Below are 16,424 nucleotides of genomic sequence, written 5' to 3'. Positions count from 1 at the left end.
AGAAAGAAATATAAAAAAAGAAGAAGTGAAAGTCAGGAAGGTAAAAAAGCAAAAAGTAAAAAAGAAAAAGATCAAAAAAAAATATGTACCGGAGCAGGCACTTTTTGGAAAAGCGGATGACTATTATATCTATCACCTGAATCTTCCGGAACGGATCAGTGGTATGGCTATGGGATTTTTTTCTGGCTTTTTTGTGGGTATGGTTTTTTTTCGGAGTTTTTTGATCGCTGTGACAGCAGGAGCTGTTTGTGTGATACCCGGGATCCGGAAATATAAGGACTATTTAAAGGAAAAAAGAAAACAGAATCTTCTGCTTCAGTTTCGGGATATGATGGAATCTTTATCAGCCTCCTATTCTGCCGGTAAAAATACCCAGGGAGCTTTTCAGGATGCCTGTGCAGATTTAATCGCTATATATGGAGAAAAAGCAGATATGGTCCATGAACTGAAACTGATTGTAAGTGGCTTATATAATGGACAGAATATTGACGATATGCTGACAAACTTTGCACTTAGGAGCCATCTTGATGATATCGAAAGCTTTGCAACAATCTTTGAGGTGTCAAACCGATACGGCGGAAATCTGAAAAAGGTCGTTGGGGAAACCAGACAGATCATCAATGAAAAAATAGAAACAGAACTGGAGATCCGTACAATCTTGACTGCAAATAAAAATGATCTGAATATTATGATCATTATGCCGGTGGTAATTATGCTGATGCTGAGTGGAATGGGTGATATGTCTATTATACAAAATACACCGGTAAATGTAGTTGTGAAGATCGTGGCACTGGCCTTATTTGGAATTGCCTACTATATGGGAAGAAAAATCGTGGATATTCGGATATAGGAGAAAAGAGCAGTGGGAATATTTCAACTGATACTGCTGACAGTCAGTACGCCTCTGGCGTTGATATGGCTGTTTCTTGCAGCTGCAAATGGAAAAAAATACAAAGAATACACAGAAAGCGCCTTTGCAAAAGAATTTCAGATGAGTGATCTTTTCTGTGTGGGATTTTCTGTTATGGAGATCTTACATATCAATACAAAAAGCCGCAGCGCGCAGATGAAGATAAAGGAAATTGCAGAGATAAAAGGGAAACGGTATGCAGAGTATTATTATTTTATCCTTCTTGGCGCCAAGACTACTTATATTTTTACTATGGTTGTGTTTGTATGTCTTCTGGCGGTATTGGCAGACAGTGTGGAAGCGCTTCTTTTTGGGATTCTGCTGGGAGGACTGGCAATTGTCTATCTGGATCTGACTCTTCAGGATAAACTGACAGCCCGCAGACAGGAGCTGGTATTAGATCTGCCGCAGGTATTGTCAAAACTTACATTGCTGGTAAATTCCGGAATGGTTCTCAGGGAGGCATGGAAACGGGTTTCTGTGACAGGTGACAGAGTGCTGTATAAAGAAATGCAGAATACCAGTCTGGAAATAGAAAATGGTGTGATGGAAGCAGATGCTTACCGTAATTTTGCCGATCGCTGCAATGTAAAGGAGATACGTAAGTTTGCGTCGCTTATCATACAGAATCTAAAAAAGGGAAATGAGGAGCTTGCCTATTTTTTGAAGGATCTTTCTGATGAAATGTGGGAAGTAAAGAAAAACGAGGTGAAACAAAAGGGGGAAAAAGCCAATTCCAGGCTTCTTCTTCCCATGATGCTGATCTTTATCGGGATTCTTTTGATGATCCTGGTTCCTGTATTTCAGCAGATGGGATAATAAGCGGCACAAACTGCCGGTTTATTATAAAAAAGACAGATACAAAGGAGGACATGGAAATGATGAAAAAAATTGACAGAATGTGGATAGGGATCCAGAATCGTATGCGTAACTTCTGGGAGGACTTCAAAACAGAAGAGAAAGGCGCGGCAGAGATTGTGGCGATTATACTGGTCATCGTAGTTGTGATTGCAGCGGCTGTGGTATTTAAAGATAAGATTGTCAATATTGTAGAAAGTGTAATGGAAAAAGCAGAAGGGTTTGCTGGCAGCTAATATGAAAAAAACAGGCAGCAGTGACCAAAGAGGCGCAGTCATGGTGGAGGCAGCCATTTATTTTCCTATAACCATAGCGATTGTTATGGTGGTAATTTATTTTGGATTATTTAAAATGCAGGAAAGCTACTTTTTCTTTCAGGTAGAAAGAGCAGCTCTGGAGATTGCCAGAGAAACTGCGTATCCAGGCTATGACAGCTTTACACCGGAAACGCCTATGACCAATACCCGTGTGGACTTTGGATGGGAGGAAGGTCCTTCAGAAAATCAGGTGAAACAATATTTTGCTTCCTATAAAGGAACTGCGTCTAATATATATCGCTGGGGAGTGGATGGCAAAGCAAAAAAGAGAATCTCCGATTATCAGGAGGCTTTGCGAAAAAACAGCGCCATGTTTTCCCTGGGGAGGACAGAAGCCTATGTGGGAGTGGAGAACTCGCTGCTTAGCAAGGCAGTCCGCGTGGAATTAAAGTATGTGATTCCTATGCCGGGGATCATTAAGCTTTTAGGAGTGACAGAGGATGTGACGATCTATTCTGCCGCATATCAGCCCATAATGAATACGACTGATTTTGTACGGAATGTAGATCTTGCCTGGGATATGGGGAACTTTTTATTGAAAAAATTTGATAAAGACGGAAAAACACAAAAAATAGGAGAGGCTTTTGATCAGGTCAGCAATCTCTTATTTTAAGCAGATAATTGTGAAATTCGTGAAAGGAGAGGAGGGAAGCATATGCAGTTGTTTTGTGGAAAACAGAGAGGCTCGATCTGTGTATTTTTAACACTGATTCTGGTTCCTGTTCTGTTATTCAGTGGGATTATTGTAGATGCTTCCCGTCTTTTTGCGTCAAAGACAGTGGTTTCCGGAGCCGGGGATCTGACCATGAATGCAGCTCTTGCCCAGTATGATAAGAATCTGAAAGACGGGTATGGTCTGACTGCCATGGCAAAAGCGCCGGATTCTCCGGATGAAAAGCAGAAGCTGAGACAGATATTTTGTGAATCCATTTATGCAGGAAATCTGGAGAATAAAGATGACGAAGAATTAAGTGCTGTCATTCAGCTTTCACTGATGGAAAATGGCTTTGAGGCAAAAGGGGTGGAGACATCCTCTTTGGCAGATACGGATGTTCTGCGCCAGCAGATTGTAGAATATATGAAGTTTCGAGGACCTGTTTATATCGCAGACGATATCGTACAGAAATTAAAAAAACTGCCGTTTGATCATCTGGATCAGCAGAAAAAATATGTGGAAACAAAAACGGATTACGGGATCAAGGCTTCAAAACTGGATAAACCCTTAAAGGAGGCCAAAGAAGCCATTGAAAGTCAGGCTGGAGCTATTGACCTTTTGAAAAACACAGATCCTTTTGCAGCTGTAAATACATACAAAGAACAATCAGTTTTTCGACTGGCAGCAAAATCTATGGAAAAGTATATAAGTGGAGAACTGCCCCCGTCTTTTCCTGCGGATACTCCCGACACGATAACCCAGGATATAATTATGCGATATCTGGAGTATAACGTGGAATTTTATGAAGGAGATATGACGTTTGACCAGGAAAAATACCGCCATATGATCACACTACTGGCCTTAAAGCAGCTTATTCATGCACAGCCACAGGCAGAAGCAGGTATTTCCGAAAAAAATGGGTATTCGAAACATCAGGTAAAGTCATATAAAGATATTGAGAAAACGGTAAGAAGAAATATCAACACCATGGATCATAACTATAAAACGGCATCAAAAGAATATAAAGATAACATAAAGAGAATCAAAGGCGCTGCTGATTCCATCATAACCAATGGTAATACAGCCATCAATAAACTGAAGGATGTAAAAAAGAAATGGAAAAATGTGGAAGATGCGAAAAAAAGATACGATCAGGCAAAAACAGACCTGAAATCTACAGGGGAAGACATCAGCGGTCTGGAGACGGAGCAGGAAGATATCGATATTAATATAAAAGCGCTGGAAGAACTGATTGAGCGGATCCAGATGAATATCAACGGAGCAGAAATATATAAAAAATCCCTGAAACAGTTGGAGGATCTGCCACAGCAGCTGGAATCTCAGCAGATATCTTATTCCGAAGGAATACTTTTGGAAAATATGACAGCTTCACAGGCGGCAGATCAGTTCTGGAGCGGACATAATCTTCTTGATGGGATACAGGATGTAAGTTCAGCAGGATTCAGCAGTCCTTTGAATACTGAATTTTATCAGAACACTCTTGCCGGTGTGACAGAAGAGCCTGTAAAAAATGAAAACCAGGAACAGAATCGAAATGATGCGGCACAGAAAGAGACAGATTTTAATGATCAAAAGAATAATATACTGAATGCAGCCGAAGGTGAAAGAAACCTGAAAGAAATAGAAGGCTTTCCGGATATATTCCCAAGTGGTATTGCAGGAACTTCCATCAATTCCGGTCTGGGAACCGGAGACAGAAAGACAGACACTTCCAGTGATGAAAATACTGTAGAGGCAGTCAGCAGTGATATGGCATGGCTGGGGAGTCTGGCAGCCTGTTTGGATTCTATGTCAGGAAAGATCCTTGAGCAGACATATCTGATGGAATATATGTCAGAAATGTTTAACTGTATGACAACGAAGGCAGGAGATCAGTCTCTTAGTGGGATGCTTCTTTCTGAACATAAAATCATAAATGGCGAGATTGAATATATTCTTTATGGCAATGCGAATACAGCTGTAAATAAGGCAGCTGCTTATATGCAGTTGTATGCTGCAAGACTGGCTATTGACCTGATCTACGTTTTTACGGATTCGACCGTTACCAAAGAGGCGGACGCTGTTGCAAAGGCAGTTGTGGCAGCTTCTCAGCAGGCATGGCTTTATCCCATTATAAAATATGGATATCTTACCTGCCGTGCTATTGCTATGGCTGCAGGAGAAACAGGCAGTCTGGTTTCCGGCAAAGAGTGCCTGGTCTGGCCGGGAGACAAAGGAAAGAAATCTGCCATTTCTTTTTCCTATAAGGATTATATGAAGCTGTTTTTACTGATTGCCCTGACAGGTGAAAATGGAAAAGCAGATCTTGTAGCACGCACCGGAGACTGCATCCAGTTGAACACAGGTGACATCTTGAAAAATAAATATACGATGCTGACTTTAAAGGCTGATGTGGAAACGTCTACTATTTTCCTGCCGAAAGTACCGGTTTTTATGGGACAGTCCGGAAATAAAGACAATGGGAAACGCCGGATAAGATACAGAAGTGTTCTGGCATATTGACAGGAGATATTATATGAAAAAAGAAAGACAAAAAGGATCCATCACTGTAGAAGCATCCTTATTTATCCCTATGTTTTTGTTTGCTTTTATGAGCATTTACAGTTTGTTTTTTTTTGTAAGAGCGCAACTTGTGATCCAGTATGCAGCGGATCAGGCTGCAAAGGAGGTTGCTCAGTATAGCTATATACTGGAAAAAACAGGGATTTTAGATTCTTATCAGAATCTGGGACAGGAGGCAAGTGATTTCAGCCAGGAAATGGAAAAAATAAAAGAAAATCTTTCAGAGTTGGATTCAGCGGCACAGAAGATCGCAGCCGGTCAGGGAACGGCACAGGATATGACAGGAGCTGGACAGGCAGGGCAGGGAATTTATGATACGGTAGAAAATTATGCAAGAAATCCTGAGGAATTTATTAACGGAGCTCTGGGATCAATAAAGATATCTGCATGGGACGGACTCTCTTCCTATATGGTAGGAACCGTAGCAGAGTCCTGTGTGGTTCAGCAGCTTGCGACTGCATCAGGGACGGAAGACGTTGAGGCTTATCTGAAAAGTCTGGGGGTTTCCGGACTTAGCTATAAAAACAGCTCCTGGTGCAGAAATGGAAGTAATGATATAAAAATTGTTGTGGACTATGATGTGAAGAGTCACTTTCCATTTTTTGACCTTCCCTCAAAACATTATCGTGTGTGTGCATCCACCCGTGTGTGGTCTGGTATTTAAAAAGAAAAAGGAGTGTCCGATGGACTACATCAGAGAAGTATTTAAAGAAAAAAGATATCTGCCTGTGATGATCGCAGCATCAGCGGCAGCAGAAACAGTTTTGTTTTATGTATATGGATATCACTGGATGAAAAGCGTCCGCTATATTCTTTTGACGTTTTTTTTAATTCTGCTTGGCTTTATAGACTCTAAAAAAACAATCATACCAAATAAAATTCTGGTGGCAATGTTTGCATTCCGCGGGATTATTCTTATGGGAGAGATCACAGTGGTTTCGTCCTGGAGGACAGAAATGGTGAAATCTGCATTTGGTGGAATGGCGATCGGCTTTATTATATTTCTCATGGCATGGTTTTTGTCCAGGAGAAGTATTGGATTGGGCGATGTGAAACTGGCAGCAGTAATCGGATGGTACTTGGGAGGAGCGTTGATCTGGTTTGATCTGTTGTTCTGCCTGACTCTTGCATCAGTTTTTTCGCTTGTTCAGATTTTTCGTAAAAAACTGACAATGAAGGATTCGATTCCTTTGGCACCATTTTTTTCAGTGGGGACGATACTGATCTTGCTATTAGGATTTTGAGGTGAAAAATCATGAAAAAGTTGATGATAGCTGCAATGGTGATTCTTTTGGGTCTGTCTTGGTGGGTTACTTTTTCAGCAGTAACAGAAAAACCCATGGAGTATCGAAGGCATTTGGCAGAGGCTCAGAAATATGAGGACAAAGGAATTTATTATGATGCGGTGTTAGAGTATCAGAAAGCGTTGGAATTTAATCCGGATAACGCAAACATATATTTGAAGATCGCAGAAAATTATAAAAGCCTTCAGGATGAGACATCCTTTATTCAAGCCTGTAATGATGCGATTGAGATTGGAAAAGACAATGAGCAGGCTGTTTTGATCCTTGTGGACTACTATTTGGAAAAAGGGGAACGGGAAAATGCAATTGCCCTTTTGAAGACGCAGATAGAAGAAAGTAGTATAAATGGTTCTTTGCGTGCAAAATTAAGCTCTCTGGCAGGAGGCTTCCGCTATCTTGGAGAGGAGTATGACAGCATATCGAATACATGTGCATCCTGTATGATGGTTCAAAACGGGGAAGAAATGGGCATAATTGATGAGGCAGGAAACCCAGTGATCCGGACAGAGTATGAAAACATCGGCCTTTTTGGAGAAAATGGTTTTGCACCGGTGAAAAAACAGGGAACCTGGTATTACATAGACAAAAATAATTATAAAAGAAGACAGCCGGATGAAGCTTATGAATTTCTGGGCACCTGCAGCAATGGAGTTATTGTGGCAGAAAAAGATGGAAAGTGGGGATATTTAAGCGAAGATTTTAAAAAGATGACTGAATTTGAATATGATGGAGCTACACCTTTTTTAAACGGAATTGCCGGAGTAAAAAAAGGGAATAAATGGGCTTTGATTCATGAAGACTTTCATCCATTTACAGATTTTGGATTTGATGAGATTGTTTGTGATGAATGGGGATTTTGTTCCAGAAATGAAGTTGTATTTGTAAAAATCGGAGAAAAATATCATTTGATTAACAAGGATGGAATACAGATCGGAGAATCTTATGATTCGGTAATGCCGTTTGTTTCCGCAGATCCCGCTGCGGTGATGCAGGCTGGCAAATGGGGCTTTGTTTCTTCAGAAGGCAAACGAGTACTGCAGGGAGCTTTTGAAAATGCAGGGAGCTTTTCAGAAATAGGATATGCACCTGCCAGTTCAGGAGGAAAATGGGGATTTATCAAAGAAAATGGGGATTTTGTCATAGATCCACAATTTGAAGGAGCAAAGGCTTTTAATCAAAATGGTATTGCTCCTGTGAAGGAAAATGGAAAATGGCGGCTGATACAGCTGGATATTTATTAGGAGGAGAAGAAAAATGAAATTTGAGTATGACTTTGCCGGAAGACATTCTTTATTTAGGTATTATTCCAGCCAGAATGAAGTTTTGGATAAGGAGACCTGGAAAATTATAGAAAGTAAGTCTGCAAACAGGAATCTTCTTCCTGTTACACTGCACAGAGAGGGAGAACACTGTGTATTTACTTATGATATTTCCGGCACGGTGAATATGATGGCCTGGAGAGAAGACCTTATACAGGAAGAAAGGGATCGTCTCGAGGATAAAATTCAAAAAGCTGTTTCGAATCTGACAGAAAAAGGAATCCCTCATTCGGAAATAATGATGGAGAAACGGTATATGTATGCGGAGATTGCTACTGGAGAAGTGAAACTGGTGTGTATTCCTGTAAAGCAGGAAGAAAAGAAATCATCGGATCCGTTTAAAATTTCAGAATCCGAAAGGCTGCCGCTGATTCCGCCAGAGCCCAAGGGGAATCTGTCGGATGAGATTTTTGAAATGAAAGCCGACAGCTTCAGTCAGCAGCCATGGAGAGATGTTATATCGGAAACAGAAGAGAAGCCCTGGGAAAAGGGAGAAGCTGTAGAACTGCCAGCAGAAGAGAAGCCTTGGGAAAAGGGAGAAGCTGTAGAACTGCCAGCAGAAGAGAAGCCCTGGGAAAAGGGAGAGGCTGTGGAACTGCCAGCAGAAGAGAAAACCTGGGAAAAAGAAAAGGCGCCAGGAATTTATGAGGAGGACAATGATTCACAAACAGTTCTTTTACGAGATGACGGTGATAACGAAACGATTCTTTTGAAAAAAACATATAAAATTCATGCAGAGCTTGTGAGGGAAAGAACGCAGGAAATATTTTCAATCACAGTCGAAAACTGTAAGCTAGGGAAAAGAGCCTTGATGACAGATATTTGTATCCGTAATAATCCTACAATCAGCAGAGAGCATTGTGTGATACGGTTCAGAGAGGGGGAATATTATATCGAAGATTTGAATTCCAGCAATTATACCTATCTGAATGGGATACGTGTAATGCCTGCACATCCGGAAAAACTAGAGCATGGAGACCGGATTCGGATGTCAGATGAGGAATTTATCTTCAGAAAGGGGAGCTGACAGATGAATTGTCCAAAGTGCGGGAATGAATTAGAAAATAATCAGAAATATTGTAATTTATGTGGAACGCCTGTAAAACAGCAGATTTCTGTAAATTACAAAAAAAACAAGTGTCCAGGAAGAAAAGTGGGTCCAAGAATATTGATACCTGTAATTTCGGGAACTGTATGCCTTTTAATTATTTTGGGAGTAGTGCTGTTTGTAAATCCCAAAAGAACTATTGCAGATCAGTTTCAGGAAAAACTAGATGTTGGGGACAAATATCTGGAAGCAGGTGAATATAAAAAAGCAGAGGTTGCTTTTAAGGAAGCTCTTGAGATTAATGAAAAGTCACCGGATGCAACTATGAGGCTGGCAGATACCTATAATCAGATGGGAGATCCGGATAATGCGCTGAGAATGCTGGATCGTACAAATGAAAATCTTGAAAACATGCCGGAGAATGTGGTTACTTCAGATCTGGATAATTGGAGAGACCGGATGGACAGATACCAGAATATTTATAATCAGACAATTGATATTTATCGGCAAAATAATGATGAGAATGGTGCCAGCCAGGCACAGGATACAATTGACAGATTTAATAATATTTACATTTACATAGAGGTGATTACACCTGCTCCGGAAAAAATCCCAACTCCAACGCCGGAAGAACTTTTTACTACAGAGCTTCAGGATGGCTGGGATGATGAACTGACACCGACTCCTATGCCGGTGGAAGAAGATAGTTCTGATGCGGCAGGAGAAACCGAGCAAATTACTACACCGACACCTGTGCCGACAGAAATTCAGATGAAGACGCCGTTTATTGTTTATCTTGCGGAGGAAATCACACAGGAACAGATAGATGAAGTTGGAAGCCTGCTCCAGGAGAGAGAGGAAGTGCTTCAGGTTGAATTCTATCCTGCCAATGCTGCGTGGGAAGAGTTTCGACAGGCTTATTTTTCAAAATCAGAAGCGGAAGAACCAGATATTTCTGTGATCAATTCTTCTAGTTACAAGGTCTATGTAAAACAGGGGACAGATGAAAATGAATTGGCAGGATATTTCCAGAGCCTGGAGTATGTAATCCAGGTCATCATTCCATCAGAAAATATAAGTGTGCCTTTGGAAGGTGAGGAGGAAGTATATCAGGATGGAAATCCTGGAACAGATTCAGAAGAGGATTTGGAGCCAGAAGCAGATCCTGATACAGAGGATTGGGAGGTAATTGCTCCTGTGGAAACAGACCCGTCTACAGGTGAAAACGGAGAAGAGTTTCCGGCAGAAGAGTTTCCAACAGAAGAGTTTCCGACAGAAGAGTTTCCGGCAGAAGAGTTTCCGGCAGAAGAGTTTCCAACAGAAGAACTTCAGGAAGAAGAAATGCCGGCTCAGGCAGCAAGTCCGGATCAGATTCTGGATGCTTATGTATCAGAAATTCTATCTGCAAATCCGAGAGTAAACTTAAGCACTCCGATTCCCTATACTTATGGAGATGATTCAAGTATGGGATCAGTAAATGGAGTTTTGGGAATAGAAAAAAGAGATTTTAACGGAGATGGTATTCAGGAACTTCTTGTTGTTTCTATAAGCGGCGGTCAGCTTGTTTTGGACACTTATGTGGCTGCAAATGATACCGTTACTTCTGCGTCTGTACGGATTGGATCGGGAGAAGGGTTTGGAAGAGCTGTTGACGGTGTAGCCTACGGCGGAACACAGGAATGTTTTATAAAAGATAATGGAACAAGTGTGGATATAGGAATTGCCAGTCACTATTTTGGAATGGACACAGGAGATGGAAATCCCTCTGCAAAGACATCTGTTGTACTGTATAGGATGGGACCGGACGGAACGCTGAATCTGGCGGCATCAGCCTCTCTTGTAAACGGATCCGTTTCTTCTCCACAGGAAGGCGGAAAAGATGCTTTTGCAGCAGCTCTTACAGCAGGGGGGCTAAGCGGTACCTGGATATCCGAAAGTGCTGATGTATTGTCGGGAATGGATCTTGTAAATAATCCGTTTCAGGATATGTCAGGGGTACCAAATCCTCTGAGCAGTGGACTGGCTGGAAAAGAATCAGGTGTGCAGGATCTTGTTCTGGTAAATGCAGGAATGCAGTCAGGCTCCGGAACTATGAACTTCAGTGTAACGGATAACAGTACATGTGGAAAATAGGAGATCGAGAGAAATGCTGAGCCATCTTTCAGAAACTTATGAGATTATTGGAAAAATCGGTGCTGGAAACAGCGGCGAGATTTACAAAGCTTATCATAAAAATCTAAAAAAATACGTTGTACTGAAAAAAATCCGCACAGAAATAAAAGATGTGCTGAACAACCGAGCTGAGGCAGATGTCCTGAAAAATCTCAGGCATTCCTGTCTGCCGCAGGTGTTTGATTTTCTGGAAGCAGACGGGGATATATATACGGTAATGGATTATATCCCCGGAAATTCCTTTAAAGAATATCTGGACTCGGGAACAAGATTCAAGGAAAAATCTGTGATCATCTGGGCCAGACAGATCTGTGCTACCCTGGGGTATCTTCATAGCCAGAAGCCGCCTATTATTCACAGTGATCTGAAGCCTGGAAATATTATGCTTATGCCAAATGGAAATATCTGTCTGATCGATTTTAACATTTCAGCTACGTTGGATGGAGATACTGCCTGGGTATCCGGATACACCAATGGATATGCTGCTCCGGAACAGATTTATGCGCTTCATTATAATCAGAATCAATTGGACCGTTCCCTTTGGAAGACCATTGATGGAAGGGCAGATATCTACAGTCTTGGGGCAGTTCTGTACCATCTTATGACGGGAAAAAAGCCCAAACAGGATGAAAGTGGATATGTAGAGGATATTCGGAATTCGGGAATCAGGATCAACGATGTTTTTGCACATATTATAATGAAATGTCTGGAACCAGATCCGGCGAAACGTTATCAGACAGCGGAATTGCTGCTGAGTGATCTGAAAGAAATACAGAAGAAGGATAAACGATACCGAGATCTTTGTGTAAGACAGAAAGTGATTTATGTTTTAGCATTCTGCCTTCTGGCAGCAAGTGCGGCACTTACAATCGGAGGATATTTCAGAAGAGATATAGACAGACAAAAGCAGTATGAAGAATTGGTGAGGATGGAATCACAGTGTATCACTTCAGGAGAATTTGAAAATTTTGAATCCTATTATCAAAAGGCTGTGAGGCTGATGCCGGAAAGACTGGATGCATATTTCCAAAAAGCGCTTGCCCTGGATCACCAAAGACAATATGGCGATAACATTACGTTTATCAAAGAGGTGATTCTGGAAAATCCGGAACTTCAGGAAAATGAAAATTCTTTGAATAATGTATATTATCTTCTTGGGAATTCTTATGAAAAACAGGAAGATTATGAAAATGCTGCAATGTGTTATAAAAAAGCAATTGAGATTAAACCGGATAACGGTGATTATTATCGTGATTATGCCATTGCTCTTGCCTATGCCGGTGATCTGGAAAAAGCACGACAGGCTCTTGAAACAGCAAAAAGTCAGGGACTTGATTCAGTGGAAATTGATTATGTGCAGGGAGAAATTTTGTTTAATGAAGAAGACTTCCAGAGTGCAAAAGAGATTTTTATGAATTGTATTGAAAAGACAAAAGAGGACTATGTGCAGATGCGTGCGTATATTATGGTATGCAAATGTATTGACAGTCAGGGTGACAGTGTGACCGGATACAGCGAGAAAATAGAGCTGCTGGAAAAAGCCAGAAAAGAAGTATCTGTGGAATATAATATTGGTATTTTGGAACAACTTGGACAGGTATACAGCGACATGGGAAATGAAACAGATGATGTTTCTTATTATGAGAAGGCGGCAGAGGTGTTCAGGCAGATTCGCAAGCAGGGGATGGGAAGCTATGACACCAGCTATAATTTGGCAGTTCTTTATCAGAATATGGGTAAATTTAGCGAGGCTTCCAGTTTGCTAAAACAGATGCTGGAGCAGCATGGAGAAAATTATAAAACATATAAAGCTCTGGCATTTCTGGAGGCTGCTGAACAGGAAAAGATGGATATCAGTCAGAGAAATTATACAGGATTCTGTGATTATTACAAAAAGGCCAAAAATCTTTATGAACAGCAGCTTAAAAATAATGCCAATGATATGGAAATGGACAAATTAGAGGAACTTTACGGGCAGGCAGTATCAAATGGATGGATTACAGGAGAATAAGGTGTTAGGAGGGCAGGAGATGAGTGTGGGAATTGTGATGATGGCTGCCGGAATCATCGGGATGTTAGGAAGTATGGCACTATTGTGCATATTGCCGCATGTTTTTGAAAAACAGAGAAAAAAACTTCTTGATGAGATTGAAAGAGATTTTTAGAAGATTTATTAAATACGGAAAAGGAGGCTTCTTATGTATTGTAAAAAATGTGGACAGAAAAATGCAGATACAGCTAAATTTTGCCGTCAATGTGGTGCAGAATTGAAGGTATCGGGAGAAAACGAAAATAGTGCATCAAGAGAAAATGAAAATAATGCAAATGCAACAGTGAATTTCGGACAGAAAGAGGATTACATGCCATATGTTTCTTCGGACATGATTCCAGAGGAATATAAACCGATCAGTATGTGGGGATATTTGGGATATGAGATTCTGTTTTCTCTTCCCATTGTAGGATTAGTACTTCTGATTGTATTTTCAGTGGGCGGAACTAAAAACAGAAATCTTAAGAATTTTGCAAGATCTTATTTCTGCTTCTTATTGATTGTGATCCTTCTTATTATACTGATACTGATTTTGTTTGGTGTGCTTGCCGGTGGTGTCAGCAGTGCGGCTTATTTTGAAGGCTTAATCTAATAGAAAAAACAGCGGAGTGATATAAGTAAAAGGAGGAAGATAGAATGAAATATTGTGTACGATGTGGGAATCAGCTGAAAGAAGGAGATGTATTTTGTCCGGAATGTGGAGCGAAAATCAATGGTGCCGGATCAGAGGGATCAGGAACACCCTCTGGCAAAGATATGGCTCCGCCTCATGTTCAGACTCCGGGAGATTCGGAGCTAAGAAGTAAGATGGCAGCTGGTTTATTTGGTATTTTTTTAGGTGGATTTGGGGTACATAACTTTTATCTTGGGTATACTGGGAAGGGGATTGCGCAGGCTTGTCTGACAGGAATTGGCCTTCTTCTTTCATGCTGTACAGGCGGTTTGTCAATTGTTATGATAGCGGCAGCTGGCATTTGGGGGCTGATAGAAGGTATTCTTATTTTGTGTGGACAGATCAGGACAGATGGAAAGGGTTCGCCGCTTAGAGATTAAAGATGAGACCTTTTGAAGAAAAAGTTCAGGATCAGCTGTGTACAGTTTTGACAATTGCTGTTATAGTGGCGTTTGCAGCAGCTTTTTTTCAACGATTTACAGGAAAGTACCTTACGAATTTGTGGGGAGAATGTGTTCTGTTGGAAAGATATCAGATTTATTGCCCGGGCTGTGGTGGGACACGAGCGATAAAAGCACTTTTCCGGGGACATTTTATAAAAAGTTTCTGGTATCATCCATTTGTGATTTATGCGGTGTTAATAGCTGGATTATTTCTGGGAAGCAGCGGGATGTACGGTATGAGGCTGATAAAATCTAGATTCTTACTGCGTCCTGTATACTTTTATCTTGGAATAGTAATTATACTGGGACAGTTTATTCTGAAAAATACAGGATTATGGGTTTTTCCATAAAAAAATCCCCCCCTGATGTATTTGTGAACATCAAGGGGGGATTTTTTTATGCTTTTGGAAGCTTAAAGGAACTCTTCAGAGATACAATACGGTTAAATACAGGCTGTCCCTCTTTAGAATCGTGGATATCTGCGCAGAAGAATCCATTTCTTACAAACTGATAGCTGTCATATCCTTTTGCTTTCATAAGCTCAGGTTCTACATAAGCGGCAACAGTTGTCAGCGAGTTCGGATTCAGGTTCAGGGAACCGTCTTCTTTGTTATAGACACCTTTTTCTTCGTCAACGATATTTTCGTAAAGACGAACAGTTACTTTTCCTGCCTGGGAAGCTTCTACCCAGTGGATGGTTCCTTTTACTTTACGTCCGTCAGGTGCATTTCCGCCCTTGGTTGCCGGGTCATAAGTACAGTGAACAACTTTTACGGTTCCGTCGTCATCTGCCTCAAAACCGGTACAGGTAACAAAATATGCATTCATCAGACGAACTTCAGTACCAAGGAAAAGTCTCTTATATTTCTTTGGCGGGTCAATCATGAAGTCGTCTCTTTCAATATAAAGTTCTTTACCGAATGGAATCTTACGGGAACCAAGAGATTCATTTTCCATATTATTCGGAGCATCCAGATATTCAATCTGTCCTTCCGGATAATTATCGATCACCAGCTTGATCGGATCAAGAACGGCCATCATACGTGGACGTTTCAGTTTCAGATCTTCGCGGATACAATATTCCAGCATTGCATAGTCTACAGAACTGTTGGCTTTGGAAACACCGCAGAGATCCACAAACATCTTAATGGATTCCGGTGTAAAGCCGCGGCGGCGGAGAGCGGCGATAGATACCAGGCGCGGATCGTCCCAGCCGTCTACGATTCCTTCTTCCACGAGTTTTTTGATATAACGTTTACCGGTGACAACGTTTGTGAGATAAAGCTTGGCAAATTCAATCTGCTTAGGCGGATGAGGGTATTCCAGCTCCTTTACTACCCAGTCGTAGAGGGGTCTGTGATCTTCAAATTCCAACGTACAGATAGAATGAGTGATGCCTTCGATAGCATCCTCGATAGGATGCGCAAAGTCATACATAGGGTAAATGCACCATTTATCGCCTGTGTTGTGATGGGTCATATGTGCCACGCGGTAGATGACAGGATCTCTCATATTCATATTAGGAGATGCCATATCAATCTTGGCGCGGAGAACTTTTTCTCCATCAGCATACTTTCCATCCTTCATTTCTTCGAAAAGACGGAGATTTTCCTCTACAGAACGATCGCGGTAAGGACTTTCTTTTCCTGGCTCGGTAAGAGTACCACGGTATTCACGAATCTGGTCAGCAGTCAGATCACAGACAAAAGCTTTGCCTTTTTTGATCAGTTTCACTGCTGCTTCATACATCTGATCAAAGTAATCAGACGCAAAGAAAAGACGATCTTCCCAGTCAGCGCCCAGCCAGTGAATATCTTCTTTGATGGACTCTACAAATTCAATTTTTTCTTTTGTAGGATTGGTATCGTCAAAACGCATATTAAATTTGCCGTTGTATTCCTGAGCAAGTCCGTAATTTAAAAGAATAGACTTGGCATGACCGATATGAAGATAGCCGTTCGGTTCCGGTGGGAAACGTGTGTGTACAGTGTCATATACGCCTTCGGCTAAATCTTTATCAATGATATTTTCAATAAAATTTTTGGAAATGGTTTCGTTTTCCATCTCTTTCCCTCCTGAAATGTTCTTGATT

At 41.1% G+C, this 16,424-nt stretch carries 16 protein-coding genes; 15 read left to right on the top strand and 1 reads right to left on the bottom strand.

Annotated elements, in window-relative coordinates; all coding sequences use genetic code 11:
• From RDS42_RS05440 to RDS42_RS14905, 15 genes are all read left to right on the top strand, one after another.
• A partial coding sequence (locus tag RDS42_RS05440; RefSeq protein ID WP_308782763.1) for a type II secretion system F family protein occupies positions 1-850 on the top strand: 850 nt, incomplete at its 5' end.
• A gap of 12 nt (positions 851-862) precedes the next feature.
• Positions 863-1,729 carry a type II secretion system F family protein gene (locus tag RDS42_RS05435; RefSeq protein WP_308782762.1) on the top strand — a complete coding sequence of 289 codons (867 nt, stop codon included), beginning with the start codon at positions 863-865 and terminating at the stop codon, positions 1,727-1,729.
• A 59-nt stretch (positions 1,730-1,788) separates the two neighbouring features.
• Positions 1,789-2,004 (top strand): Flp1 family type IVb pilin, encoded by a 216-nt coding sequence (locus RDS42_RS05430; protein WP_308782761.1) that lies wholly within the window; start codon positions 1,789-1,791, stop codon positions 2,002-2,004.
• Positions 1,991-2,698 carry a pilus assembly protein gene (locus tag RDS42_RS05425; protein WP_308782760.1) on the top strand — a complete coding sequence of 236 codons (708 nt, stop codon included), beginning with the start codon at positions 1,991-1,993 and terminating at the stop codon, positions 2,696-2,698. Before RDS42_RS05430 ends, RDS42_RS05425 begins: the two co-directional genes overlap by 14 nt.
• 42 nt (positions 2,699-2,740) lie before the next feature.
• On the top strand, positions 2,741-5,263 hold the full coding sequence (locus RDS42_RS05420; protein ID WP_308782759.1) for a DUF5702 domain-containing protein: 2,523 nt from the start codon (positions 2,741-2,743) through the stop codon (positions 5,261-5,263).
• A gap of 13 nt (positions 5,264-5,276) precedes the next feature.
• Positions 5,277-5,987 (top strand): pilus assembly protein, encoded by a 711-nt coding sequence (locus RDS42_RS05415; RefSeq protein WP_308782758.1) that lies wholly within the window; start codon positions 5,277-5,279, stop codon positions 5,985-5,987.
• Between the two features lie 19 nt (positions 5,988-6,006).
• Entirely contained in the window at positions 6,007-6,567 is a 561-nt protein-coding gene (locus tag RDS42_RS05410; protein WP_308782757.1) for a prepilin peptidase, read from the top strand.
• An 11-nt stretch (positions 6,568-6,578) separates the two neighbouring features.
• Positions 6,579-7,868: a WG repeat-containing protein gene (locus tag RDS42_RS05405; protein WP_308782756.1), complete on the top strand. Its 1,290-nt coding sequence runs from the start codon at positions 6,579-6,581 to the stop codon at positions 7,866-7,868.
• Positions 7,869-7,881: 13 nt separating this feature from the next.
• Positions 7,882-8,973, top strand: a complete 1,092-nt coding sequence (locus RDS42_RS05400) for an FHA domain-containing protein (RefSeq protein ID WP_308782755.1) — start codon at positions 7,882-7,884, stop codon at positions 8,971-8,973.
• Between the two features lie 3 nt (positions 8,974-8,976).
• Entirely contained in the window at positions 8,977-11,127 is a 2,151-nt protein-coding gene (locus tag RDS42_RS05395; RefSeq protein ID WP_308782754.1) for a permease-like cell division protein FtsX, read from the top strand.
• A gap of 13 nt (positions 11,128-11,140) precedes the next feature.
• The gene (locus RDS42_RS05390) at positions 11,141-13,177 is read left to right on the top strand and encodes a protein kinase (RefSeq protein WP_308782753.1); all 2,037 of its coding nucleotides are present in this window, start codon (positions 11,141-11,143) and stop codon (positions 13,175-13,177) included.
• Between the two features lie 19 nt (positions 13,178-13,196).
• Positions 13,197-13,331: a hypothetical protein gene (locus tag RDS42_RS05385; protein ID WP_308782752.1), complete on the top strand. Its 135-nt coding sequence runs from the start codon at positions 13,197-13,199 to the stop codon at positions 13,329-13,331.
• A 33-nt stretch (positions 13,332-13,364) separates the two neighbouring features.
• Positions 13,365-13,808 (top strand): zinc-ribbon domain-containing protein, encoded by a 444-nt coding sequence (locus RDS42_RS05380; RefSeq protein ID WP_308782751.1) that lies wholly within the window; start codon positions 13,365-13,367, stop codon positions 13,806-13,808.
• Between the two features lie 44 nt (positions 13,809-13,852).
• Complete coding sequence (locus RDS42_RS05375) at positions 13,853-14,269, top strand: NINE protein (protein WP_308782750.1); 417 nt, start codon at positions 13,853-13,855, stop codon at positions 14,267-14,269.
• A 2-nt stretch (positions 14,270-14,271) separates the two neighbouring features.
• Positions 14,272-14,682 (top strand): DUF2752 domain-containing protein, encoded by a 411-nt coding sequence (locus tag RDS42_RS14905; RefSeq protein WP_308782749.1) that lies wholly within the window; start codon positions 14,272-14,274, stop codon positions 14,680-14,682.
• A gap of 46 nt (positions 14,683-14,728) precedes the next feature.
• Here the strand turns inward: RDS42_RS14905 and RDS42_RS05365 are convergent, their stop codons facing one another.
• The gene (locus tag RDS42_RS05365; protein WP_308782748.1) at positions 14,729-16,396 is read right to left on the bottom strand and encodes a glutamine--tRNA ligase/YqeY domain fusion protein; all 1,668 of its coding nucleotides are present in this window, start codon (positions 16,394-16,396) and stop codon (positions 14,729-14,731) included.
• Positions 16,397-16,424: the final 28 nt, after the last annotated feature.

This window comes from uncultured Blautia sp., from assembly GCF_902497045.1.
In the GTDB taxonomy this organism is placed as follows: Bacteria; Bacillota; Clostridia; order Lachnospirales; family Lachnospiraceae; genus Blautia_A.
The sequence above is the reverse complement of the archived record's forward strand: the minus strand, read 5'-3'. Positions and strand labels throughout refer to the sequence as shown.